Below are 23,670 nucleotides of genomic sequence, written 5' to 3' on the forward strand. Positions count from 1 at the left end.
CGACCACCACCGTGCACGGCAACGGGCGACTCGCGTTTCTGCTGCTCGGTGGACTCGCCCTGCTGGCCGGGCTCGACGGAGCACTGCTCCTGCTGGGCTTCTCGGCGCCGGTGGTGACCGCGCGGCTGGCGGATGTGCACGGACCTTTGATGGTCTTCGGGTTCGTGGGCACCGTCGTCGTGCTGGAGCGGGCCGTCGCCGTGCGCAAGACTTGGGCCTTCCTGTCGCCGGGGCTGCTCGGCCTCGGCGGCCTGGCGCTCATGTCGCCGCTTCCCGTGGTGGTCGGCCAGCTCGCCTTCGTGGCCGGATCCGCCGTGCTGCTGGCCATCTACCGGGCGATCTGGCTTCGGCAGCCATCGACGTCCGCCGCGGTGCAGGCGCTCGGCGCCCTGCTCGGCCTCACGGCCACCGTGCTCTGGCTCGGCGGCGTGCCCGTGCCCGTGCTGGTGCCGGCGATGACGCTCTACCTGGTGCTCACGATCGCCGGTGAGCGGCTCGAGCTCGCGCGCATCTCGCCATCCGTCGATCACCGGGCCGAGATGTGGATGCTGGCCGCCGGCCTGTTCCTGACCCTCGGCACCGTTCTCGCCCTCGTCTGGCCTTCTGCGGGCTACCCCGTTCTCGGGCTCGGGCTGCTCACGCTGGTCGCCTGGCTGTTCCGGCACGACGTGGCGACCCGGCTTATCCGCAGCGCCGGTCTGCCCCGGTATATGGCCGCGTGCCTGCTGGCCGGCTACGGCTGGCTGCTCTCGGTCGCCGCCAGCTGGGTCATCGTCGGCCCGAGCTTCTCCGGCCCCGGCTACGACGCCGTGCTGCACGCCGTCTTTCTCGGGTTTGTGATGTCGATGATCATGGCGCACGCCCCGACCATCCTGCCGGCCGTGCTGCGCCGGCCGCTGCCGTACCGACCGGTGCTCTACCTGCCGGTGTTGCTGTTGCACGGCTCCCTGCTGGTACGCATCCTGCTCGGTGACGCGCGCGGCCTGCCCGCACTCGTGCAGTGGGGCGGCGTGGCCAACATCGTCGCCGTGCTCCTGTTCGTGCTGCTGGCCGTGTTCTCGGTGGTGCGCGGCGTGTCGCAGCGCCCATCCCGGCCTAGCCGGCAAATCCCCCAACTGAAAGTCACACCATGAACCGCCGACTGTGGCATCGCATCACCGGGCTCCTGACTCCGGTGTGGCTCCTCCTCACCCTTATCGCCGTGCTCATCCACCGCTTCATCCCGGTCGCGCCGTGGCTCATGGTGCACCTCCTGTTCCTGGGCGCCGTGAGCACCGCGATCCTGGTCTGGAGCCAGCACTTCGCCGACACCCTGCTGCGGCATCCTGCCCCCGGCGGCCGCGTGTCGCTCGGGGCGAGGCTCGGCGTGCACACCCTCGGAGCGGTGCTCGTGATCACCGGTATCGTCGGCGGCTGGTGGCCTCTCGTGCTGGCCGGCGGCATCCTGGTCGGCGCGAACGGCCTCGCCCACGCCGTGCTGCTGTTCCGGCAGTCGCGCGGAGCGCTGCCCGGTCGGTTCGCGCCGCTCGTGCGCTACTACATGGCCGCCGGCATCGCGCTGGCCATCGGCGTGACCCTGGGCGTGCTGATGGCGCGGACCGACATCGACGGTGGGCCCGCGGAGCGGATGTACATCGCCCATGTCGGATTCAACCTCCTCGGCTGGGTCGGCCTGACCGTGATCAGCACGGTGGCCCTGCTCTGGCCGACGGTGCTGCACGCCCGGGTGCAGACGACGCGCGCCTCCAATCGTGGAACCCTGCCGCTGTTCCTGGCCGGCCTCACCGTGCTCGGGACCGGCCTGCTGATCGATGCGCGTCTGGTCGCCGCCGCGGGTGTTCTGCTCTACCTGGTGGGTCTCGGAATGGTGCTGGTGGAGGCCGTGCGCCTGGCCCGGCGGTCCCCGGCCCTCACCTTCGCCGGTTGGAGCCTCGGTGCCGCCCTCGCCTGGTTCTTCGCCTGCGTGCTCGGGTTCGGCCTGATCGTGACGTTCGCACCGAGCTGGGTAGCCGCGACCGACCGGCTCGGGCAACTCGTGCCTGTGTTCGCGGTCGGTTTCGCCGCGCAGATCCTGCTCGGAGCCCTCAGCTACCTGCTGCCGGTCGTGCTCGGCGGTGGACCCTCGGTCTCGAAGGCCACGGCCGCCATGCTCGATCGTGGCGCCCTGTTCCGGGTCATCGTCGTCAACGTCGGCCTGGTGCTCTACCTGCTGCCGGTGCCCAGCCTGGTCAAGGTCACCGTCTCGTTGCTCGTCGTCGGCACGCTCGCCTCCTTCCTGGTGCTGATGCCCCGGGCGCTGCGGCTGAACCGCCGGCTGCGCGGGGCGACGGATGCGACCACTCCGCCGGTTCCGCCGGCCCGGCCCGCTCCGTCGGTCGCCTCGGCTCCGTCGGTCGCCTCGTCACCGTCGGTCGCCTCGTCACCGCCACGCCGCACCGGGCCGATCGTCACGGCCGTCGGCGCCCTGCTCCTGGCCGTGACCCTGGGGATCGCCATGGACCCGGCCGCCGCCGGCATCGCCCGCGGCGCGGCATCGGTCGAGACGGCCTCGACCGGCCATACGACCACGGTCGACGTCGTCATGAAAGACACCCGCTTCAGCCCGGACACCATCGAGGTGCCCGTCGGCGACACCTTGGTGATCAACCTGACCAACGACGACGATATGGTGCACAACCTCGTGCTCGCCACCGGGGTGGTCTCCGGTTCCGTCGCCCCCGGCACCAGCCGGCAGGTCGACGCCGGAATCGTGGGGGCCGACGTCGAGGGCTGGTGCTCCATTGCCGGCCACAAGGTCCTGGGCATGGTGCTCACGGTCGTGGCCGTCGGTGCGGAGCCGGTGGCCGGCGACGGGGCCACGGCGATGGACCACGGCTCCGGGTCCGCCGGTGGCGCACCCAGCGCGGCCGACGACCTCGACCTGATGCGGGAGCCCGACGCCGACTTCGTCGCCCGGGACCCGGCGCTGGGGGCGGCGGACGCGGCGACCGTGCATACTCTGACCATGCGGGTCGAGAACGTGGAGACCGAGGTGTCGCCCGGCGTCACCCAGACCCTGTGGACGTTCAACGGCACCGCCCCCGGTCCGACCCTGCACGGCACGGTCGGCGACGTCTTCGACATCACGTTCGTCAACGACGGCTCGATCCAGCACTCCATCGACTTCCACGCGGGCGCCCTGGCACCCGACCGACCCATGCGCAGCATCAATCCCGGGGAGAGTCTGACCTATCGCTTCACCGCGACCCGCTCCGGGATCTGGCTCTACCACTGCAGCACCATGCCCATGTCGGTGCATATCGCGAACGGCATGTTCGGCGCCGTGATCATCGATCCGGCCGGATTGACCCAGGTCGACCGAGAATACGTCCTGGTGCAGTCCGAGCTCTACCTCGGTCCACAGGGCGGGGAGGCCGACGCCGACAAGGTGACGGCGCAGTTCCCCGACCTGGTGGTCTTCAACGGCATCGCCAACCAGTACGGCGCCCGCCCGCTGACGGCGAAGGTGGGCGAGAAGGTGCGCATCTGGGTGCTGGACGCCGGCCCGAACGTGGGCAGCTCCTTCCACGTCGTGGGCGGCCAGTTCGACACCGTCTTCAAGGAGGGCGACTACCTGCTGCGGGACGGCGGCAGCACCGGCACGGGCGGCTCCCAGGTGCTCGACCTGGCCGTGGCCCAGGGTGGCTTCGTCGAGATGACTTTCCCCGAGGCCGGCAGCTACCCCTTCGTCAGCCACGTCATGTCCGACGCCGAGAAGGGCGCCCGCGGCGTCGTCCTGGTCAGTCCGTGATCTTCGTCTGAGTTTCCCGAAAAATAGATGTGTGCGGCGTGTCGCGTTTCAGGTCAAATCGATAGGTGACCTGTCGTGCTGGCATCACACTCCTGTAGATAAAACGACTGGCCAGGGGTTCCATTTGGATTTGCAGCGTGCGCGGATCCGCAAATATGTATTGAAATGTCACTCATACTTTTTATCCTGTGGTAGCTTTCAACCACCCCGCGTGACCTATCCGGGGGAGGAAACGCGACAGGCGGCAGTACCTGCTTCCGCGCCCTTGAACCACGCAACGAGGAAAGGGGCCCACCGTGGTCCGAATAAGAGCCGGCGCAGGAAAACTGCGATCGGAGTTGATGGTTTCCAAAGGATGGCTGCAGGGCGTAGCCATGGTGATGGTCTTCGGGTTCGCCGTGATGGGCTTCCTGGCCCTCCGGACCTATACGGACTCGATGCCCCAGCCCAAGCAGGTCGTCGACTCGCAGGGTGAGGTCGTCTTCACAACGGAGGACATCACCGCGGGCCAGCAGACCTTCGTGCGGCGCGGTCTGCAGCAGTACGGCTCGATCCTGGGCCACGGCGGCTACCTCGGACCGGACTACACGGCCGACTACCTGCGGCGATCCTCGACCGAGGTGCTCGAGGCCCTGACCGCGTCCGGAATTCAGGACCCGCAGGGTGCCCTCGTTGAGATGATGCGGACCAACCGCTACGACAAGGCCACCGGCGACCTCGAATTCACCGATCTGCAGATCCAGGCCTTCGGCACCCTCAAGCAGCACTACGCCGAATTCTTCGGGTCCCCGACCACGCAGTACGGCCTGATCCCGAATGCCATCACGGACTCGGCGGACATTCACGACCTGACCGCCTTCTTCGCCTGGACGTCCTGGGCGGCGTCCGCCGAGCGGCCCGGACACAACTACTCCTACACGAACAACTGGCCGGCCGAGCCGCTCGTGGACAACGTGCCGACCGCCGACATCATCGTGTGGAGCGGTCTGTCGCTGATCGCCCTGATGGTCGCCCTCGGCGCCCTCTTCGGCCTCTATGGCCGCTGGAGCAAGAGGATGGGGTGGCAGCACGGGGAAGAAACGCCCGCCCTGTCCTTCCGCCAGCCGGGGGAGGTGGCCGTGACACCGGCCCAGTCCGCCACGGCCTGGTTCTTCTTCGTGGTGGCTTTGATGTTTCTGGGCCAGGCCTTCCTGGGTGCCGCCATCGAGCACTACCGGGTGGACCTGTCCAGCTTCTTCGGCATCGACCTGGCCCAGCTGCTCCCGTTCAACCTCGCCCGAACCTGGCACGTGCAGCTCTCGTTGCTGTGGACGGCCACCTCGTTCCTGGCCGCCGGAATCTTCCTCGCCCCGTATATCTCCGGGCGTGAACCCAAGCGTCAGCACTGGCTGGCCTACGGCCTGCTCGGGGCCCTCGCCCTGGTCATCGTCGGATCGTTCGTGGGAGAGGCCCTGAGCATCTTCGGCGTCGAGGCCGCCAAGGGCTCGCCGTTCTGGGACATGCAGTGGGAGTACATCGACCTGCCCAAGGTGTGGCAGGGCATGCTCGTCGTCGGACTCTTCCTCTGGATCGCGATCATCTACCGTGGCATCCGTGCGCGTCTGAAGTCGGAGCACCGCTTCAACCTGCCGTGGCTCTTCTTCTACGCCGGCCTCGCGATCCCCGCCTTCTACGCGGTCGGCATGCTGGCCGGCACCGAGGTGCACCTGAGCGTCGCCGAGTTCTGGCGCTTCTGGGTGGTTCACCTCTGGGTTGAGGACTTCCTGGAACTGTTCACGACCGTGATGGTGGCCTACATCTTCGTCATGCTCGGAGTCGTGAACCGCAAGATCGCGATGCAGATCATTCTGCTCGACGTCATCCTGTATTCCGCCGGTGGCATCCTGGGCACCATGCACCACCTGTACTTCTCGGGGACCCCGGTCGAGCACATGGCTCTGGGTGCCTTCTTCTCCGCCCTGGAAGTCATCCCGTTGACCTTCCTGACGATCGAGGCCTGGAGCTTCCTCCAACTCGGTGCCCGGCAGGAGTCGCGCAGTTCGGCTCCGTTCCCGCACCGCTGGGCCGTGATGTTCCTCGTCGCGGTCGGATTCTGGAACTTCCTCGGTGCCGGCGTCTTCGGGTTCCTGATCAACCTGCCGATCGTCTCCTACTACGAGATCGGCACCGCGCTGACGGCCAACCACGCCCATGCGGCGATGATGGGCGTGTACGGAATGATGGGCGTCGGTCTGTCGCTCTTCGCCCTGCGCTACCTGATCCCGGCCCAGCGCTGGCCGGACAAGCTCGCGAAGATCTCGTTCTGGTGCCTGAACATCGGCCTGGCCTGGATGACGTTCGCCACGCTGCTGCCGCTCGGCGTCATCCAGCTGTGGCACTCCATCAACGACGGGTACTTCGAAGCCCGCAGCCTGAACTTCATCAACGAGCCCGGCAACGCCGTTCTCGAATGGCTGAGGATGCCCGGTGACATCGTCTTCATCGTCGGAGGCGTGATGCCGTTCGTCTGGATCACCTGGCTCGGGGTGCGCTACCGCATCAAGGCCACCACGCACGACGTGCCGATGGAGGCCCTGTTCGTCGAGGCTGTCCCCACCGGCGCGACGTTCACCGGCGGCGCGGAGCCCACATCCGGATACTCCTCCGACCACCGTTCCACCGGCACCGGCACCGGTACCGGCATCGGAGAGGACGGTGGGGACCGCCCGGGCGGCGGCGCGTGATGGCAGCCATCAACCCGGAGGTCTGGTTCGCGCTTGTCTACGGCGGCTTCCTGCTGGCCGTGGCACACGTGCTGGACCTCCTGGCGCGGCGCACCGGGGCGAAAACCACCGCCATGAGTTCCAGCGGGTTCGAGTACCAGGCAAACCACGACGCCTGGAAGTGCCAGGAGGATCAGTGGCTCTGGCCGATCTCCTTCGATCCGGACAACCGGGTGACGCGGTATCAGGCCAGCCCCACGGTCTGCAACCCCTGCCCGGTCAAGCACACCTGCACCACCTCGGACGCCGGTCGGCAGCTGGCACGCAACATCGACCCCTGGCCCAGTTCGGAGGCGGAGCGGTTCCATCGCGGGATCGCCTGCTCCGTCGTGGTGCTCGGGCTCATCTGGCCGCTCGCGTCCATGTTCCAGAACCGCACGGGTGTGGAACTGGTGATCCTCGGTGCGGCCTCGGCGCTCATCGCGGCCGGCAGCTGGCCGTTGTGGTCACACCTGCGCCGCACCCCCGCTCGCTTCCCCGAGCATCTCAAGATCGTGGGCCTCGACGAGAACGTCGAGGCCCGTGCGGCCACGGCGGCCCTCGAGGCAGCACGGCGCAGCGGCTACGGCAGCATCAGAAAGACGGGCCCGCGGCCGGTTCGGATCGAACCGTACGCGAGCGTCAGGGCGTCGGAGCAGACCGGCGCCGATTCGGAAACGATGGAAGGAAACACAGTGAACGCCTCATTCGCGGCCCGTTGGGCTGAACTGGAGACGGAGGCCGACCCGGGCCGGGCCGACCCGGGCCGGGCCGGCCCCGCCGCGGGCTGGAGCCGGAGGGGCAACTCGTGATGGCCTGGCAGATCGCGGCCCTGATCGTGGTGGCGCTCCTGCTCGTCTGGCTGGCGGCATCCTTCAAGGTTCTCCAGGAGTACGAGCGGGGCGTGGCGTTTCGTTTCGGCCGGCTGCGCGCGGTGCGGGCGCCGGGTGTTCAGATGGTCTTCCCCGGGCTGGACAAGATGGTGCGGGTCGACCTCCGGATCGTGACCCTGACGATCCCGCCGCAGGAAGTCATCACCAAGGACAACGTTCCGGCCCGGGTCAACGCCGTCGTCCTGTTCCAAGTCACCGACCCGGTCCGGTCGGTGATGGCGGTCGAGAACCACGCCATCGCCACCTCGCAGATGGCCCAGACGACCCTGCGCTCGGTCGTCGGCCGGTCCGATCTGGACACGCTGCTGGCGCATCGCGCGGACCTGAACGAGGACCTCGCCCGCAACATCAACGCGCAGACCGAACCCTGGGGTGTGCAGGTGAAGGTCGTCGAGATCAAGGATGTCGAGATTCCGCAGGCGATGCAGCGCGCCATGGCCCGTGAGGCCGAAGCCGAGCGGGATCGCCGGGCGAAGATCATCAACGCCCACGGTGAACTGCAGGCGTCGGAGGAGCTGGGGCAGGCGGCGGAAATCCTGAGCCGCAATCCCGCGTCGCTTCAGCTGCGCTACCTGCAGACCCTGCTCGAGCTGGGCGCCGACCAGAAGTCGACCGTGGTCTTCCCGCTGCCGATGGACATCCTCGGCCCGTTCCTCAACAACAAGGCCCTGCCGGACCCGGCGGAGACCGCCGCGGCATTCGCCGCCGCCGTCGCAACCGCGGTCGCGGCCGTCGCATCACCGACAACGGAGGTTCCCGCCTGATGGCCGACACCGACTCGACCGACCGCACCCTCAGCATCCGTCTGATGCTGATCGGAGGCTTCGTCGGCATCTTCGCACCCATCTTCGGGTTCCTCGGCGGCACGATGGTCGGGGTCGACCAGACGGTCGGCGGCCTGGAGCCGCTCTTCGTTTGGCTCTTTGTGGGCATGATCGTCGGGATGCTCGGAGTGGCCGTCGGGATCCTCGGCGCCCTGCGCTGGGTCAAGGGCAAGCACCACCTGGACTGAGCGACCCACGTCCCTCCCGCACGCAGAAGCGCCCGGCCGAATTCTCGGCCGGGCGCTTCTGCGTCTGATGCGCTACTGGACCGCGAGCACACTGTCGCTGCTGGGCTGGTAGGCGCAGCTGGGATCCTCGGCCAGAGGGTCTCCGGTCACCGCGTAGGCGTGCGAGCGGGAGCCGCCGCAGACCGCGCGGAATTCGCAGTGACCACACCGGCCGCCGAAGAGGTCCGGGGTGCGCAGCTCCTGGAGTAGCTGCGCCTCCCGGTAGATCTCGGAGAAGGGCTGCTCGTGCACCGACCCCACGGACACGGGCAGGAAACCGCTCGGGTACACGAGACCGACATGGTCGACGAAGGCGAACCCGCGCCCGGAATTGACGTCGAGGGGTGCCCGCGGCCGCCGCCGTCTCGGCTCCTCGCCCGTGAGCACCTCATCCGTGGCCTCCCGCAGTGAGGCCCGCAGGGGTCCGACCGGGAACGCGGTGTCGAGGTCCGTGCTGTCGTCCACGTCGGCCCGCTGAATGGCGATGCGCCGGTAGTGGGCGGCCTCGGTCGCCTTGATGGCGACCAGGTCGGAGACGTCGTGCAGCCAGTGCAGCACCTCCTCCTCCTCGTCTGCGGTCAGGGCATTGAGAAGCTTGCCGCGGCCCGTGGGCACGAGGAAGAAGACGCTCCAGAGGGTGGTGCCGAGCTCGAGGACGGTCTTCAGGATGCCGGGCAGCTCGTGCACGGTGTCGCGGGTGACGGTCGTGTTGATCTGCAGCCGGTAACCGACCTCGCGCACCATCTTGGCGGCGATCATGGTGTCGTCGAAGACGCCGTCGACTCCGCGGAAGGCGTCATGGGTGGCCGCCGAGGCGCCGTCCAACGAGAGCGAGATGGCCTTGGCTCCGGCGTCGTGGAGCTCGACCAGGACTTCGCGGGTGAGGCGCGGGGTGACCGAGGGGGAGAGGGCCATGCTCAGGCCGAGGCCGGTGCCGTGGGCGACGAGCTCCGGCAGGTCGGGGCGCTCGAACGGGTCGCCGCCGGTGAGAACGACCAGGGGACGCGGCGTGCCGAAGGCGGCGAGGTCGTCCAGCAGCTTGCGACCCTGGTCCGTGCTCAACTCGAACGGATTGCGGGTGCGGATGGCGTCCGCCCGGCAGTGGGTGCACACCAGCTGACAGGCACGCGTCACCTCCCAGATGACGATGAAGGGCCGTTCGGCGGTGTCGTGGTGCAGCAGCCGGATGGGGCGCACGTGGGTATCAGTCATGAGGGAAGTCCTAGCTCAGCGCCGAATTTCGGCCCTCATTTGTTTTTACCATACATATAGGGAAAACTCATTCTGTGCCTATCCCACCGCTTGACGCCCGCACCCACCGCGTGCTCTCCGGCATCAGCCGGGTGGCCATCCTCGAGATCCTGCGCGCGGCCGATGCGCCGCTGGACGTGCCCGCCATCGCCGAGGCGGTGGGGCTGCACACCAACACGGTCCGGTCCCACCTCGATCGCCTGGTCGAGGTCGGCCTGGCAACCGGGACCGTCGAGGCTCGCGTGCGCCCCGGGCGTCCCCGGCTGCTCTTTCTGGCCACGGCCCCCGTTGCCCAAGTGCCCGACGACTCCTACCGCCTTCTCGCCGGCCTCCTGGCCGGCGGGTTGGGCAGGGACGCTCCCTCGGACGCGGCCGCGGAGGCCGGTCGGCGCTGGGGCCGGCAGCTGACCGCGTCGGAGTCCGGGCCCGGCGAATCGGTCGGGCGCATCGTGCAGATCCTCGACGAGGTCGGCTTCGAGCCGCGCCTCGGTTCTGCCGGAGCTGCCGGAGCTGCCGGTGTCGACGCTGCCGCCGCCGGCCCGGACGACGCCGGCCCGGACGACGTCGTGATCGAACTGCACCGCTGCCCGTTCCTCGATGTGGCCAAGGACCACAGCGACGTCGTCTGCGCGGTGCACCGCGGCCTGATGGAGGGCGCCCTCGAACGCCTGCAGGCACCGGGAGTCACCGTCACCCTCGAACCGTTCGCCCGCCCGGGCGTCTGCCTCGCCCACCTCGCCCTCCCGGCGATGAAGCCGTGAGCGAGGCCCGGCGCACGCCGCTCCGCAGCACCTGTGCGCAGCCGCATCCGTGCTCCTCCGGCATACGGAACACGATTCTCGGCCAGATCCCGATCTTCCAGGACCTGTCGGCCGGCGAGCTGGCCGACCTGGCCGACCGGATGCTGTCGCTCTCCTGGGGTCCCGGAGACACGCTGTTCACCGCGGGCGAGCCGTCCGAGCACGTGTACCTGCTCGCGGCCGGCCAGGCGAAGGCGTTCCGCTCGACCGCGTCCGGGCAGTCCACGAGCCTCGACTTCCTCGGCCCGGGCGACCTGCTGGGCAGCCTGACCGCGCTGGACGCGGGCCGGTACCCCGAAACGGCCGTGGCGCTGGTCACCACCTGCGCCCTGCGCCTCGAATCCGGCGCCTTCCGGCAGCTGCTGCTGACACACCCATCGGTGGCGCTGCGCGTGCTCGACGTCATCGTCGACCGCCTGCACCGAGCCAGGTCGATGGAGGCCGAGCAGGCCTCCGCCACCGTCACCGCACGGGTGGCAGCGACCCTGCTGCGACTCGCCGACACCTTCGGCGTGCCGGGGGAGGGCGCCGGAACGACCCTGATCCAGTTGCCGCTGACCCGTGCCGACCTGGCCGCCATGACCGGCACGAGCGCCGAGTCGGTGTCCCGGGCCATGAGCGGCCTGCGCCGGCACGGTCTCATCGATTCCGGGCGGCGGTGGACCGCCGTGATCGACCGTGCCGGACTGGTTGCGTCAAAGTGACGACCGTCATGGTTGCCGCCGCCCCGGGTTCGTAACGTCGTAGTCATGACAACACACACTGCAACCCCGACCTCCACCCCGTCCACCGTGCACACCATCCTGCGGGCCGACGGCTTCTCCTGCCCATCCTGCGTCGCCAAGATCGAGAAGCAGATCGGCCGCCTCGCCGGAGTCAGCGCCGTGACCGTGTTCTTCGCCACCGCGCGGATCGAGATCGACCACGACCCGGCCGTCGTCAGCACGGATGCCCTCATCGCCACCGTCGGCAAGGCCGGCTACACCGCCCGCCTGGCTGCGTTCTGACCGATGGATTGGGGGGAGTGACATGACCATCGTGCGCCGCTACCTGATCCCCATCGTCTCCGGCGGCTTGATCGCCCTATCCTGGCTGCTCGGCCTCCTGCCGTACCCGCCCCTCGTCGCCAGCGCGGCGATGGTGGCGGCCGCGGCGGTCGCCGGCTTCCCGATCGCGAGAACCGCCGGGCGGGCGCTGCGTGGCCGGGTCGTCGGCATCGACCTGCTCGTCACCGTCGCCGCCGTCGGAGCCCTCGTGCTCGGCGAATACTGGGAGGCCGCCGCCGTGACCTTCCTGTTCGCGATCGGGCACGCTCTCGAAACGGCCACCCTCAACCGCACCCGCTCCGCCCTGACCGCGCTCGTGGCCCTCGCCCCGGACGTCGCCCTCGTACTGCGGAACAATGAGCAGCTCGAGGTCCCGGCCGGGTCCGTGCAGACCGGGGAGACCGTTCTGGTCAAGAACGGCGCGCGGGTGCCCGTCGACGGCACTGTGCAGCAGGGCACCGGCACGCTCGACGAGGCCTCCATCACGGGGGAGTCCCGCCCGGCCGAGAAGGGCGCCGGCGACCGCGTCTTCGCCGGCACGATCTCGACCGGCGGCTTCCTGCAGGTGCTGGCCACCGAGGTCGGCGCGGCCACCACCCTGGCCCACATCGTGCACCGGGTCGAGGAGGCCCAGGAGGCCACCGCCCCGACCCAGGTCTTCATGGACCGGTTCTCGGCCTGGTACACCCCCGGCATCCTGGTGCTCTTCATCGTGGTCGGGCTGGTGACTGGCGACGTGTTCCTGGCGCTGACCCTGCTCGTGATCGGCTGCCCCGGCGCCCTGGTCATCTCCATCCCGGTCGCGATCGTCGCCGGGATCGGCCGCGCCGCGCAGCTGGGAATCCTGATCAAGGGCGGCGAGTTCCTCGAGACATCCGCGAGGATCACGGTCGTCGCCGTCGACAAGACCGGCACCCTCACCCGAGGCCGGCCGGCTGTGACGGATGTCGTGGTGTTGAACCCCGACCTGACCCGTTCCGAGGTGCTCGACTGGGCAGCGAGGGCGGAGGCCGGCTCCGAGCATCCGCTGGCAGGAGCGATCGTGCAGGCGGCCGCGAGGGAGGGATCCTCGGGGCCGGTCACCCTGCCCGAGCACATCACCTCGGTGCCCGGACACGGCATCGTCGCCAGTGTGGCCGGCCGCAGCGTGCTGATCGGCAACCCGGCCCTGCTCCGAACCCACACGATCGCGGGCACGGATGCCGCCACGACGGTGGCCGACGAACTCGCTGCGCGCGGGCGCACCCCGCTGATCGTCGTGCTCGACGGCGTCATCGCCGGGGTCCTGGCCGTTGCCGACGAGGTGCGTGCCGACGCCCCCGACATGGTGGCCGCACTGCACGCGGCCGGCGTCGCCCGGGTCGTCATGCTCACCGGCGACGGCCCGGTCGTGGCGCAGGCCGTGGGCGCCGAGGTCGGGATCGACGAGGTGTGGTCGTCCGTGCTGCCCGAAGACAAGCTCGACGTCGTCGCCGGGCTCCGGCGGGACGGCCACGTGGTGGCGATGGTGGGAGACGGCGTCAACGACGCTCCGGCCCTGGCCACGGCGGATATCGGCATCGCGATGGGCGCTGCCGGTTCCGCCGTCGCGGTCGAGACCGCCGACATCGCCCTGATGGGCGACAACCTGCTGATGCTCCCCGCCGCCATCGACCTCGCTCGCCGCACCGTGCGCGTCATGCACCAGAACGTGGCCCTCGCCCTGGTCACGGTGGCCCTGCTGCTGGCCGGGGTGCTGTTCGGCGGCGTGACGATGGCCGTCGGCATGCTCGTGCACGAGGCATCCGTGCTGATCGTGATCGTGAATGCGATGCGCCTGCTGCGCCGTGCTTCGTCCGAATCGCATGTGAAGTCTGTCGAAGAATCTGAGAAATCGGAGAATACAGAGATGATGAACAGGTGACGCCGTCCACCCCCTCCTCGAGCTACCGCACCCTCGCGTCCTTCAGCAGGATCCAGCTGCTTTTCTTCCTGCAGCAGCGCGGAACGATGACGGTGGGCGACCTGGCCGAGGCCACCGGCCTGCACCACAACACGGCCCGCGAGCACCTGCAGCGCCTGATCGGTGACGGTTTCGTCACCTGCCAGCCGGAGAGCAAGGACTCCAAGGGTCGGCCCCGGATGCTGTACAGCGCCACCGCCGCCGGTCCGGACCGCGCCGACGGTTCCATCCGGGCGGCGAAGGTGGAGGCCGCGGAGCGCAACGGTGATCAGGTGCGGCGGATGCTGCGGGTCGAGGCCGTGATCCACTCGCCGCTGCAACGGCAACTGGACGCCCTCGACGACCACCTCGACCAGTCCGGCTTCGACGCGCGGCTCGAGATCGACGGCACCGACGGCAACCGGGTGCACCTGCACGAGTGCCCGTACAGCGAGATGGTCAAGGCGCACCCCGAGGTCTGCCGGGTGCACTTCGGACTGCTGAAAACCCTGCTCGAGGTGACAGAGGGTCCCCTGAGCGCCGACGCGCTGCATCCGCTGGTCGCACCCGACACCTGCACCCTCGACCTGCACCGGTCCGACGCAAAATCTGGCACCGACGCCGAACCCACGCTCGGGCCGACCGCCGAACCCGCCGTCGAAGAACAGTCCAAGCCGGCAATCATTTGTCACGGTGTTTCCGGCTTGTAGCGAATTTCACCACCCCTGAGACTGGACTCCGAGGGTGGTTGCCGTCCATGGCGACCCCGGGCAGTGCAAGGGGTACGTTGTGAAATCACTCAAGAATTCGGCCTTCGTCAAGCCGGCCAAGACCCAGCCGGGCAAGCCCGGCCTCGACGGCCCGATCGACGACACGATCCTGAAGCTCGGGCGCTTCCTGCGCCGAGGCAAGGCGTCCCCCGACCTGCGGTCAGTGTTCCTCGAGGGCGGCCGCGACGCCGACTCGTTCTACCGCGACCGCTGGACCCATGACAAGGAGGTCCGGTCCACCCACGGCGTGAATTGCACCGGCTCCTGCTCCTGGAAGGTGTACGTCAAGGACGGCATCATCACCTGGGAGACCCAGCAGACCGACTACCCCTCCGTCGGCCCGGACTCACCCGAATACGAGCCCCGCGGCTGCCCCCGCGGCGCCGCCTTCAGCTGGTACACCTACTCGCCGACCCGGGTCAAGTACCCCTATGTGCGCGGTGTGCTGCTCGACCTCTTCCGCGCGGCGAAGGCCCGCACCGGCGACCCGGTGCTCGCCTGGGCCGAGGTCACCGGTGACCCCGAGAGCGCCCGCGCCTACAAGAGCGCCCGCGGCAAGGGCGGCCTGGTCCGCACCAGCTGGGACGAGGCGTCCGAGATCGTCGCCGCCGCCCACGTTCACACCATCAAGAAGTACGGCCCCGACCGCATCGCCGGCTTCTCGCCGATCCCCGCCATGTCGATCGTCTCGCAGGGGGTGGGAAACCGGTTCATCTCCATGCTCGGCGGCACCATGCTCTCGTTCTACGACTGGTACGCCGACCTTCCGGTCGCGTCCCCGCAGGTGTTCGGCGACCAGACCGACGTGCCGGAATCGGCCGACTGGTGGAACTCGTCCTACCTGATCATGTGGGGCTCCAACGTGCCGGTCACCCGCACGCCCGACGCGCACTTCATGGTCGAGGCCCGCTACAAGGGCCAGAAGGTCATCACCGTCTCGCCCGACTACGCCGACAATTCCAAGTTCGCCGACGAGTGGCTGGCCGTGCACCCCGGCACCGACGGCGCGCTGGCGCTGGCCATGGGCCACGTCGTGCTCAAGGAATTCCTGGTCGACCGTCGCACGCCCCGCTTCGTCGACTACATGAAGCGTTACAGCGACTCCGCCTACCTGATCAGCCTCACCAAGCGCGGCGACGCGTACGTGCCCGGCAAGTTCGTGACCGCGGATGCCCTGCCCGGCCTCGACCCGACGGTCGCCAGCGCCGCGTTCAAGCCGGTGCTCCTCGACCAGAACGGCCAGGTCGTCGTGCCCAACGGTTCGATCGGGCACCGTTTCTCCGAGACGGATGTCGGCAAGTGGAACCTCGACCTCGAAGGTGTCGACCCGCTCCTGTCCATCGCGGACGCGCCCGACTACGACCAGGCGTCCGTCGCCATCGACATGCCCCGGTTCGACGTCGCCCCGGAGACCGATGAGATCGGCGAGCAGCACGCGGGAGGCGCGGGCGTCATCCGTCGCGGCGTGCCTGTGCGGATGGTCGCCGGCCAACTGGTCACCACCGTGTTCGACCTGCTGCTCGCGCAGTACGGCGTCGGCCGCCCCGGACTGCCCGGCGTCTGGCCCACCGGCTACGACGACGCCACCTCGCCCGGCACCCCGGCCTGGCAGGAGGGCATCACCTCGGTGCCGATGCAGGCCGCCGAGCGTATCGGCCGCGAGTTCGCGCAGAACGCCGAAGACTCCAACGGCCGATCGATGATTCTGATGGGCGCCGGAACCAACCACTGGTTCCACTCCGACACCATCTACCGCGCCTTCCTCGCGCTGACCACCATGACCGGCTGCCAGGGCGTCAACGGCGGCGGCTGGGCTCACTACGTCGGCCAGGAGAAGGTGCGCCCGCTCACCGGCTACGGCCAGTACGCGTTCGGCCTGGACTGGGTGCGCCCGCCCCGCCAGATGATCGGCACCGGCTTCTTCTACCTCGCCACCGACCAGTGGCGCTACGACGGCCTCTCCGCCGACACCCTCTCCAGCCCGCTCGGCACCGGCACCTTCAAGGACCGCACCACCGCCGACTGCCTGGTCGAGTCGACCAAGCGCGGCTGGATGCCCGGTTACCCCACCTTCAACCGCAACTCGCTCGACCTCGTCGACGACGCGGTCGCCGCGGGCGTCGACCCGGCCCAGTACGTCGTCGAGTCACTCGGCGACGGCACCCTCGAGTACGCGATCGAGGACCCGGACGCGCCGGAGAACTTCCCGCGCATCCTCGACGTCTGGCGGGCCAATGTGATCGGCTCCTCCGGCAAGGGAAACGAGTATTTCCTCAAGCACCTGCTCGGCACCAAGAACGCCGTGCGCGCCCCCGAATCGCCGCCCGAGAAGCGCCCGAAGACCATGAAGTGGCACGAGACCGCGCCCGAGGGCAAGCTCGACCTGATGGTCACCAGCGACTTCCGTATGACGAGCACGACCATCTTCAGCGACGTGGTGCTGCCCCCGGCCACCTGGTACGAGAAGAACGACCTGTCGACCACCGACATGCACCCGTTCATCCACTCGTTCAACCCGGCGATCGCCCCGCCGTGGCAGGCGAAGACCGACTTCGACATCTTCCACATCCTCGCCGAGAAGATCTCGGAGATGAGCGTGGAGCACCTCGGGGTGCGCAAGGACCTCGTCGCGGTTCCGCTGCTGCACGACACCCCGGATGCGATGAGCGCCCCGCATGGCATCGTCGAGTACGACCAGGTTCTGGTGCCCGGCGTGACCATGCCCAAACTGGTCGTCGTCGAACGCGACTACCCGGCCTTCGCCGCCCGCCTCGGCGCCCTCGGGCCGCTGACCGAGAAGTTCGGCATGATGACCAAGGGCGTCAAGTTCAACCCCGACGTCGAGGTGGCCTACCTGGCCAAGAAGAACGGTCTCGTCACGAGCGGCCCCGCGGCCGGCCGGCCCCAGCTGAAGACCGCCATCCAGGCCTGTGAAATGGTGCTGGCTCTGTCCGGCACCACCAACGGCCGGCTCGGCACGCAGGGCTTCCGCCGCATGGAGGAGCGCACCGGTCAGAAGCTGGCGCACCTGGCCAGCGACAACGAGGGCCGACGCTTCTCCTACCCGGATGTGCAGGGTGCCCCGGTGCCGGTGCTCACCTCCCCGGAGTGGTCCGGCAGCGAGCACGGCGGCCGACGCTACAGCGCGTTCACGATCAACGTGGAGCACCTCAAGCCCTGGCACACTCTCACCGGGCGGCAGCACTTCTACCTCGACCACGACTGGATGATCGAACTGGGGGAGACCCTGCCGATCTTCCGGCCGCCGCTGGACATGCACCGCCTCTTCGACGACTCCATCGTCGGGTCGACGTCGTCCACGGGCGCGGCCGGCTCGAAGGGCCGGGCCGAGGTGGCCGTGCGCTACCTCACCCCGCACTCGAAGTGGTCGATCCACTCCGAGTACCAGGACAACCTGATGATGCTGTCGCTGTCCCGCGGCGGACCCACCATCTGGATGTCACCGCTCGACGCCGACAAGATCGGCGTGCGCGACAACGAGTGGATCGAGTCCTACAACCGCAACGGCGTCGTCGTGGCCCGTGCGGTCGTCTCGCACCGGATGCCCGAGGGCACCGTGTACATGTACCACGCGAAGGACCGCACCATCAACGTGCCGATCGCCGAGACCAGCGGCATGCGCGGCGGTACGAACAACTCGCTCACCCGGATCCTGCTGAAGCCGAGTCACCTGATCGGTGGCTATGCCCAGCTGTCCTTCGCTTTCAATTACCTCGGCCCGACCGGGAACCAACGCGACGAGGTCACCGTGATCCGTCGACGCAGCCAGGAGGTTGAGTACTAAATGCGCGTTATGGCTCAGATGTCGATGATCATGAATCTCGACAAGTGCATCGGGTGCCACACCTGTTCGGTCACCTGCAAGCAGGTGTGGACCAACCGCACCGGCGTCGAATACGTCTGGTTCAACAACGTTGAGACCAAGCCCGGCGTCGGCTACCCGCGCCGCTACGAAGACCAGGACAAGTGGAAGGGCGGCTGGCAGCGCAACAAGCGCGGACGCCTGAAACTGCGCTCCGGCGGCCGGATCAAGCGCCTCGCCACCATCTTCAACAACCCCGACCTCCCCGTGATCGACGACTACTACGAGCCGTGGACCTACGACTACGACATGCTGACCAAGGCTCCACTGAGCACGGAAAGCCCCGTGGCGCGGCCCAAGTCGCTGCTCACCGGCCAGAACATGGACATCAAGTGGTCCGGCAACTGGGACGACGACCTCGGCGGCTCGCAGGAGACCGCGGCCGACGACCCCATTCTCGCCACCATGAGCGAGCACGTGAAGATGGAATTCGAGAACACCTTCATGTTCTACCTGCCGCGCATCTGCGAGCACTGCCTGAACCCTGCCTGCGTCGCGGCCTGCCCCTCGGGCGCCATGTACAAGCGCGAGGAGGACGGCATCGTCCTCGTCGACGAAGACGGATGCCGCGGCTGGCGCATGTGCGTCTCCGCCTGCCCCTACAAGAAGGTCTACTTCAACCACAAGACGGGTAAGGCCGAGAAGTGCACTCTCTGCTACCCGTTGATCGAGCAGGGCAAGCCCACCATCTGCTCGGAGACCTGCGTCGGCCGGTTGCGCTACCTCGGCCTGATGCTCTACGACGCCGACGCGGTCCTCGCACAGGCCTCGGTCGAGAACGAGCATGACCTCCTGGACGCCCAGCGTGCCTGCTTCCTCGACCCGTTCGACCCTGAGGTCATCGCCGCGGCGAAGGCCGAGGGCATGGAGGACGACTGGATCCTCGCGGCCCAGAACAGCCCGATCTACAAGCTCATCTCCGAATACAAGGTGGCCCTGCCGCTGCACCCGGAATACCGCACCATGCCCATGGTCTGGTACATCCCCCCGCTGTCCCCGGTGGTCGACGTCATCTCGACCACCAACAACGACGGTGAGGACGCCCGCACCCTGTTCGCCGCCATCGACAAGCTCCGCATCCCGGTGGAATACCTCGCCGGACTGTTCTCGGCCGGGGACGTCGTTCCCGTCGAGTCCTCGCTGCGGAAGCTCGCCGCCATGCGGTCGTACATGCGCGACATCAACCTGGGCCGAGAGCGCGACGAGTCGATCCCGGAGGCGGTCGGCATGACCGGCACCGAGATCGAGGCCATGTACCGCCTGCTGGCCATCGCCAAGTATGAGGACCGTTACGTCATCCCCAAGGCCCACGTCGAAACGGCGCGTGAGCTGGAGGAACTCGCCTGCTCGCTCGACACCGACGGCGGCCCCGGCATGGGGGGCCCCACCGCCGCCACGGCGGCCGGCCCCTACGGCAAGACGCCCGGGATGCCGCTGAACGCGACCGTCGACAACTACAACCAGCTGGTCGGCAAGGGCGGGGAACGCACGAAGCCCACCACGCCGGGGCGGGTCAACCTGCTCAACTGGACCGGCGGAGGTGTGCCGGAGGGCCTGTTCCCGCCCAGAACGGCCGATGGCGCGACCGGTAGCCCCGCATGAAGCTCCCCAAGCTCCCGAACCGCAAGGTGACGGCGGTGCCTCTGTCCGCGGACGACGCGCGGATGGCCCATATGGCGGCATCCATCCTGCTGGACTACCCCAACGAGGAGCGACGGGCCCGGTTCGGGGCCGTCGCCGCCTCGGTGGCGTTGCTGCCGGATCCGCTCCGCCGCGCCTTCGAGGCGTTCCTGGGCGAAGCGGATGCGATGACGCAGCAGGAGCTGGAGATCCACTTCACGGCGACGTTCGACCTCAAGCGCAAGTGCTGCCCGTACCTGAGCTACTACGCGGCGGGGGACACCCGCCGCCGCGGCATGGCGCTGGTGCGCTTCGTGGAGGCCTACCGGGCCGCCGGCTGGGAGGTCGCGGCCGATGAACTGCCCGACTACCTGCCGATGGTGCTCGAATTCTCGGCGCTCAGCGACTCGCCGATCGCGCAGGAGCTGCTGGCCGCGCACCGCGACGGGATCGAGGTGCTCCGCACGGCGCTCGAGGCCGTGCCGAGCCCCTACTCGCACGTCGTGGAGGCGGTCTCCCTGTCTCTGCCGAAGATCGACGAGGAAACGCGTCAGCGCTACCTCAACCTGGTGAACGAGGGTCCGCCGACCGAGACGGTCGGCATGACCTTCCTCGGCAATCTCAAACCGTTCTCGCCGTCCGGCGCGAACAGCGAGGAAGTACGGGTATGAATCCGCTCGACATTCTGCTCTGGGTGGCGTTCCCCTACGCCGCCGCCGTGGTCTTCATCGTCGGCCACCTGCTGCGCTACCGGTTCGACCAGTTCGGCTGGACCTCGCGGTCGAGCCAGACCTACGAGAACAAGTGGCTGCGCTGGGGTTCGCCGATGTTCCACTACGGCATCCTGATGGTCTTCGGCGGGCACATCGTCGGACTCTTCATCCCCAAGCCGTGGCTCGAGTTCTTCGGCGTCACCGAGCACATCTACCACCTCGGGGCCACCTGGCTGGGCAGCGTCGCCGCGGTGCTGACCATCGCCGGTCTGGTCATCCTGCTGGTCCGTCGCCGCCTGGTCGCCCGGGTCAAGCTGGTCACCACCGTGATGGACAAGGTCATGTACCTGTTCCTCGCCGGCACGATCGCGTTCGGCACGATCGCGACCGTGCTGTACCAGGTGCTCGGGGCCGGTTACGACTACCGCGGGTCGATCTCGCCGTGGATCCGCAGCCTCTACGGCTTCCAGCCGGACCCGGCGCTGATGAGCGACGTGCCGTTCTTCTTCCAACTGCACGTGCTCACCGCGACAATGCTGTTCCTGCTGTGGCCCTTCACCCGACTGGTGCACGTCTTCTCGGCGCCGCTCGGCTACTTCGTGCGGCCCTATATCGTCTACCGCTCGCGGGACGGGCACCGCGGAGCGGGTGCTGTGAAGGCCCGGCGCGGCTGGGAGAAAAGCGAACTCCCCCGCGACACCCGCGACAGGGAGGGCAGCCGCCGCTAGGCGCCCGGCCCGGAGACGTTGACTCCGGCGGCCGGCCGGGTCATCGTGGAGACGTTCGCCCTCCTCGAATGACCCGCAGTAGAAAGGTCGCCGATCATGACCGCACCCACGGTGGCGCACCTCAGCGTGGAGGACCGCAAGGCGCGCGGCACGAGCGCGCGGGAGCGCACACCCCTCACCAGCCACCGCGGGTGGGCTCCCGCCGGCGGCCGCCCCGATCCGGTCGCCCTGCTCGAGGCGCAGAACGTCACCCGGGAGCGGGATCTGGTGCCGGTCCGGCACGGCCGGATGCTGGCGTCCCCGTTCACCTTCTACCGCGGCGCGGCCAAGATCATGGCCGAAGACCTGCGCCACACCCCACGGGCCGGTCTGGCCGTCCAGCTCTGCGGTGACGCCCACCTCTCCAATTTCGGCGTGTTCGCGTCGCCGGAGCGGCGTCTCCTGTTCGACCTGAACGACTTCGACGAGACGCTCCCCGGGCCGTTCGAGTACGACGTGCTGCGGATGTCCGCGAGCTTCACGATCGCGGCTCGGAACAACGGTTTCAGCGCGACCGACGTGCGTGATGCGACGCTCGCCGCGCTGCGCTCCTACCGCGAGGCCATGGGCAGGTTCGCCACCATGGGCACCATGGACATCTGGTACGCCCGACTGTCAGAGGAGGAGTTGACCGCCGCCATCCAACTGGCGATCGGCGCCCAGAAGGGCAAGCAGCGGAAGGCGGCGGAGGCGATCGGGAAGAACGCGCAGCGGAACGTCGCGAAGGCCCGTGGCCGCGACAGCCTGCAGGCCCACTCCAAGCTCGCCGAGTACGTCGACGGGCAATACCGGATCGTCAGCCAGCCGCCGATCGTCATCCCCGCCCGGGAGCTGCTGGACCATTTCGGCATGTCTCCCGACGAGACCCGGGCCGCATTGCACGCGCAGTTGCGGTCCTACCGGGCCACGCTGCAGGACGACCGCCGTCATCTGCTCGAGCAGTTCCAGCTTGTCGACGTGGCCCGCAAGGTCGTGGGCGTCGGCAGCGTCGGTACCCGGTCCTTCATCGCCCTGCTCCAGGGACGCGACGAGCAGGACCCCCTCTTCCTGCAGGTCAAGGAGGCCACGGCGTCCGTGCTGGAAGACCACCTGCCGAAGAGCCGCTACCGGCAACCGGGTGAGCGCGTGGTGCAGGGGCAACGGATGATGCAGGCCGCCAGCGACATCTACCTGGGTTGGACCACGGGCGTGCAGGACGACCGCTACCTGTACTGGCGGCAGCTGCGGGACATGAAGGGGTCGGCCGTGATCGAGACCATGCAGCCACTCGCCATGTCGTTCTACGCCCGCGCGTGCGGCTGGACGCTCGCCCGGGCGCACGCCCGCTCGGGCGACCCGATCGCGATCGCGGCCTATCTCGGCACGAGTGACAAGTTCGACAAGGCGGTCACCGATTTCTCCAAGCGCTACGCCGACCAGAACGACCGGGACTACGCCCGGTTCGCCGAGGCCGTGCGTTCCGGCCGGCTGCGGGCGATCGAGGGCGTCTGATCAGCGGGTGAGCGAAGCCTGCGCTTCGTGGCGGGGTGCCGCACCGGTGCCTAGCATTGCCTGTGCAGGCCCTTTTCGTGCTCGCCGCGACGCCCCACGAGGAGAACCACGTTCGAAGCGCTGCTCGACACCATCTTCGGTTTGCCGGTGCACCCCCTCGTGCTGCACGCGACCGAGGCCGTCGTCCCCACGGCCGCTCTCGTCCAGACCCACGTGGGACTGGCCGAAGGGCTGCTGCCCTGGGTTCTCGGACTGGTCGTGGTCGCCGCCGTCCTGCTCTGGTGGAACTACCGGGAGATCTCCGACCGGACATCCGTCGCCCGCGCCCCGAAATGGGCGGCCATCGTGCTGGTCGTACTGCCCAAGCTAGTCCGCGGTGGAGGCCCGTTCTTCGGCGAGTTCGGCGAGCCGGGCGAGGGCGCGGGGCCAGTCCGCGGCGAACATGGCCGTGAATTCCTCGTCGGTGTCGACCTCCACCACCAGGGTGGTCACCCCGTCGGATTCGCTGAACGAGTAGTCCTCGTGCGCGCCCGCGAAGCGTCGTGCATGAGCGCTCGTGGTGTCGTCGATGCCCCGGGACACTTCACCGCGGATCTCCAGAGAGATGAACTCGTCCCGCCGGTTCTCGATGACCGTGGCCACCAACCCGCTGTGGGAACCGTTCTGGTCGGGGGCGAGGAAGCGGATCAGGCCTCCCTGGGCCCAGCTGCCGACGTAGTGGGACCCCTCGTGGAACGTCCGGGTCCAGTCCCGGTAGGTGGACTCGTCGAGCATCGTGGTCCAGACGGTGTGCACGGGTGCGTCGACCCGAATCGTGAAGTGCAGCTTGTCCATGCGAAGAGCTTAACGCCGCTTCGGCAAGACGAAACCCCCCGCGTCCAGGGCGGTTTCAAGCAGGACGCGGGGGGTTTCTCGGTGCGAAGAATTGCCGGA

General features: G+C 68.5%; 18 protein-coding genes. 16 read left to right on the plus strand and 2 right to left on the minus strand.

Annotated features, from left to right (window positions below; translation table 11 throughout):
- The first annotated feature begins 11 nt into the window (after positions 1–11).
- The 6 genes from E3T28_RS01580 to E3T28_RS01605 all read left to right on the plus strand — a co-directional run bounded on the left by E3T28_RS01580 (position 12) and on the right by E3T28_RS01605 (position 8,436).
- Positions 12–1,133, plus strand: a complete 1,122-nt coding sequence (locus E3T28_RS01580; RefSeq protein WP_134427257.1) for a hypothetical protein — start codon at positions 12–14, stop codon at positions 1,131–1,133.
- Positions 1,130–3,790, plus strand: coding sequence for a multicopper oxidase domain-containing protein (locus E3T28_RS01585; RefSeq protein ID WP_134427258.1), 2,661 nt, complete (start codon positions 1,130–1,132; stop codon positions 3,788–3,790). Before E3T28_RS01580 ends, E3T28_RS01585 begins: the two co-directional genes overlap by 4 nt.
- A gap of 341 nt (positions 3,791–4,131) precedes the next feature.
- Positions 4,132–6,513 carry a nitric-oxide reductase large subunit gene (locus E3T28_RS01590; protein ID WP_134427260.1) on the plus strand — a complete coding sequence of 794 codons (2,382 nt, stop codon included), beginning with the start codon at positions 4,132–4,134 and terminating at the stop codon, positions 6,511–6,513.
- Positions 6,513–7,343 (plus strand): hypothetical protein, encoded by an 831-nt coding sequence (locus tag E3T28_RS01595; protein WP_174776789.1) that lies wholly within the window; start codon positions 6,513–6,515, stop codon positions 7,341–7,343. The genes E3T28_RS01590 and E3T28_RS01595 overlap by 1 nt, the downstream gene beginning before the upstream one ends.
- Complete coding sequence (locus tag E3T28_RS01600) at positions 7,343–8,188, plus strand: slipin family protein (RefSeq protein ID WP_134427318.1); 846 nt, start codon at positions 7,343–7,345, stop codon at positions 8,186–8,188. The genes E3T28_RS01595 and E3T28_RS01600 overlap by 1 nt, the downstream gene beginning before the upstream one ends.
- Positions 8,188–8,436, plus strand: coding sequence for a hypothetical protein (locus E3T28_RS01605; protein ID WP_134427261.1), 249 nt, complete (start codon positions 8,188–8,190; stop codon positions 8,434–8,436). The genes E3T28_RS01600 and E3T28_RS01605 overlap by 1 nt, the downstream gene beginning before the upstream one ends.
- Positions 8,437–8,508: 72 nt before the next feature.
- Here the strand turns inward: E3T28_RS01605 and E3T28_RS01610 are convergent, their stop codons facing one another.
- A complete protein-coding gene (locus tag E3T28_RS01610) occupies positions 8,509–9,687 on the minus strand; it encodes a TIGR04053 family radical SAM/SPASM domain-containing protein (protein ID WP_134427263.1) in 1,179 nt (392 codons plus the stop codon).
- A 74-nt stretch (positions 9,688–9,761) separates the two neighbouring features.
- On the opposite strand from E3T28_RS01610, the gene E3T28_RS01615 reads away from it, so the two are divergent.
- The 10 genes from E3T28_RS01615 to E3T28_RS01660 all read left to right on the plus strand — a co-directional run bounded on the left by E3T28_RS01615 (position 9,762) and on the right by E3T28_RS01660 (position 22,737).
- The gene (locus tag E3T28_RS01615; protein ID WP_166786894.1) at positions 9,762–10,487 is read left to right on the plus strand and encodes a helix-turn-helix transcriptional regulator; all 726 of its coding nucleotides are present in this window, start codon (positions 9,762–9,764) and stop codon (positions 10,485–10,487) included.
- Positions 10,484–11,230, plus strand: a complete 747-nt coding sequence (locus E3T28_RS01620; protein ID WP_198417133.1) for a Crp/Fnr family transcriptional regulator — start codon at positions 10,484–10,486, stop codon at positions 11,228–11,230. The genes E3T28_RS01615 and E3T28_RS01620 overlap by 4 nt, the downstream gene beginning before the upstream one ends.
- A gap of 45 nt (positions 11,231–11,275) precedes the next feature.
- On the plus strand, positions 11,276–11,533 hold the full coding sequence (locus tag E3T28_RS01625) for a heavy-metal-associated domain-containing protein (RefSeq protein WP_134427267.1): 258 nt from the start codon (positions 11,276–11,278) through the stop codon (positions 11,531–11,533).
- A gap of 22 nt (positions 11,534–11,555) precedes the next feature.
- Positions 11,556–13,475, plus strand: a complete 1,920-nt coding sequence (locus E3T28_RS01630) for a heavy metal translocating P-type ATPase (RefSeq protein WP_134427269.1) — start codon at positions 11,556–11,558, stop codon at positions 13,473–13,475.
- Complete coding sequence (locus tag E3T28_RS01635) at positions 13,472–14,203, plus strand: helix-turn-helix transcriptional regulator (RefSeq protein ID WP_134427271.1); 732 nt, start codon at positions 13,472–13,474, stop codon at positions 14,201–14,203. Before E3T28_RS01630 ends, E3T28_RS01635 begins: the two co-directional genes overlap by 4 nt.
- A 79-nt stretch (positions 14,204–14,282) precedes the next feature.
- Complete coding sequence (locus E3T28_RS01640; RefSeq protein WP_134427273.1) at positions 14,283–18,068, plus strand: nitrate reductase subunit alpha; 3,786 nt, start codon at positions 14,283–14,285, stop codon at positions 18,066–18,068.
- Positions 18,069–19,748 carry a nitrate reductase subunit beta gene (gene narH, locus E3T28_RS01645; protein WP_134427275.1) on the plus strand — a complete coding sequence of 560 codons (1,680 nt, stop codon included), beginning with the start codon at positions 18,069–18,071 and terminating at the stop codon, positions 19,746–19,748.
- Complete coding sequence (gene narJ / locus E3T28_RS01650) at positions 19,745–20,437, plus strand: nitrate reductase molybdenum cofactor assembly chaperone (RefSeq protein WP_134427277.1); 693 nt, start codon at positions 19,745–19,747, stop codon at positions 20,435–20,437. The genes narH and narJ overlap by 4 nt, the downstream gene beginning before the upstream one ends.
- Positions 20,434–21,207, plus strand: coding sequence for a respiratory nitrate reductase subunit gamma (narI, locus tag E3T28_RS01655; protein ID WP_134427279.1), 774 nt, complete (start codon positions 20,434–20,436; stop codon positions 21,205–21,207). The genes narJ and narI overlap by 4 nt, the downstream gene beginning before the upstream one ends.
- 96 nt (positions 21,208–21,303) lie before the next feature.
- A complete protein-coding gene (locus E3T28_RS01660; RefSeq protein WP_134427281.1) occupies positions 21,304–22,737 on the plus strand; it encodes a DUF2252 domain-containing protein in 1,434 nt (477 codons plus the stop codon).
- Positions 22,738–23,103: 366 nt separating this feature from the next.
- On the opposite strand, the gene E3T28_RS01665 is transcribed toward E3T28_RS01660, so the two are convergent.
- Positions 23,104–23,571: an SRPBCC domain-containing protein gene (locus E3T28_RS01665; protein ID WP_134427283.1), complete on the minus strand. Its 468-nt coding sequence runs from the start codon at positions 23,569–23,571 to the stop codon at positions 23,104–23,106.
- Positions 23,572–23,670 lie beyond the last annotated feature (99 nt).

It is taken from the genome of Cryobacterium sinapicolor, assembly GCF_004403465.1.
Classification (GTDB): Bacteria; Actinomycetota; Actinomycetes; order Actinomycetales; family Microbacteriaceae; genus Cryobacterium; species Cryobacterium sinapicolor.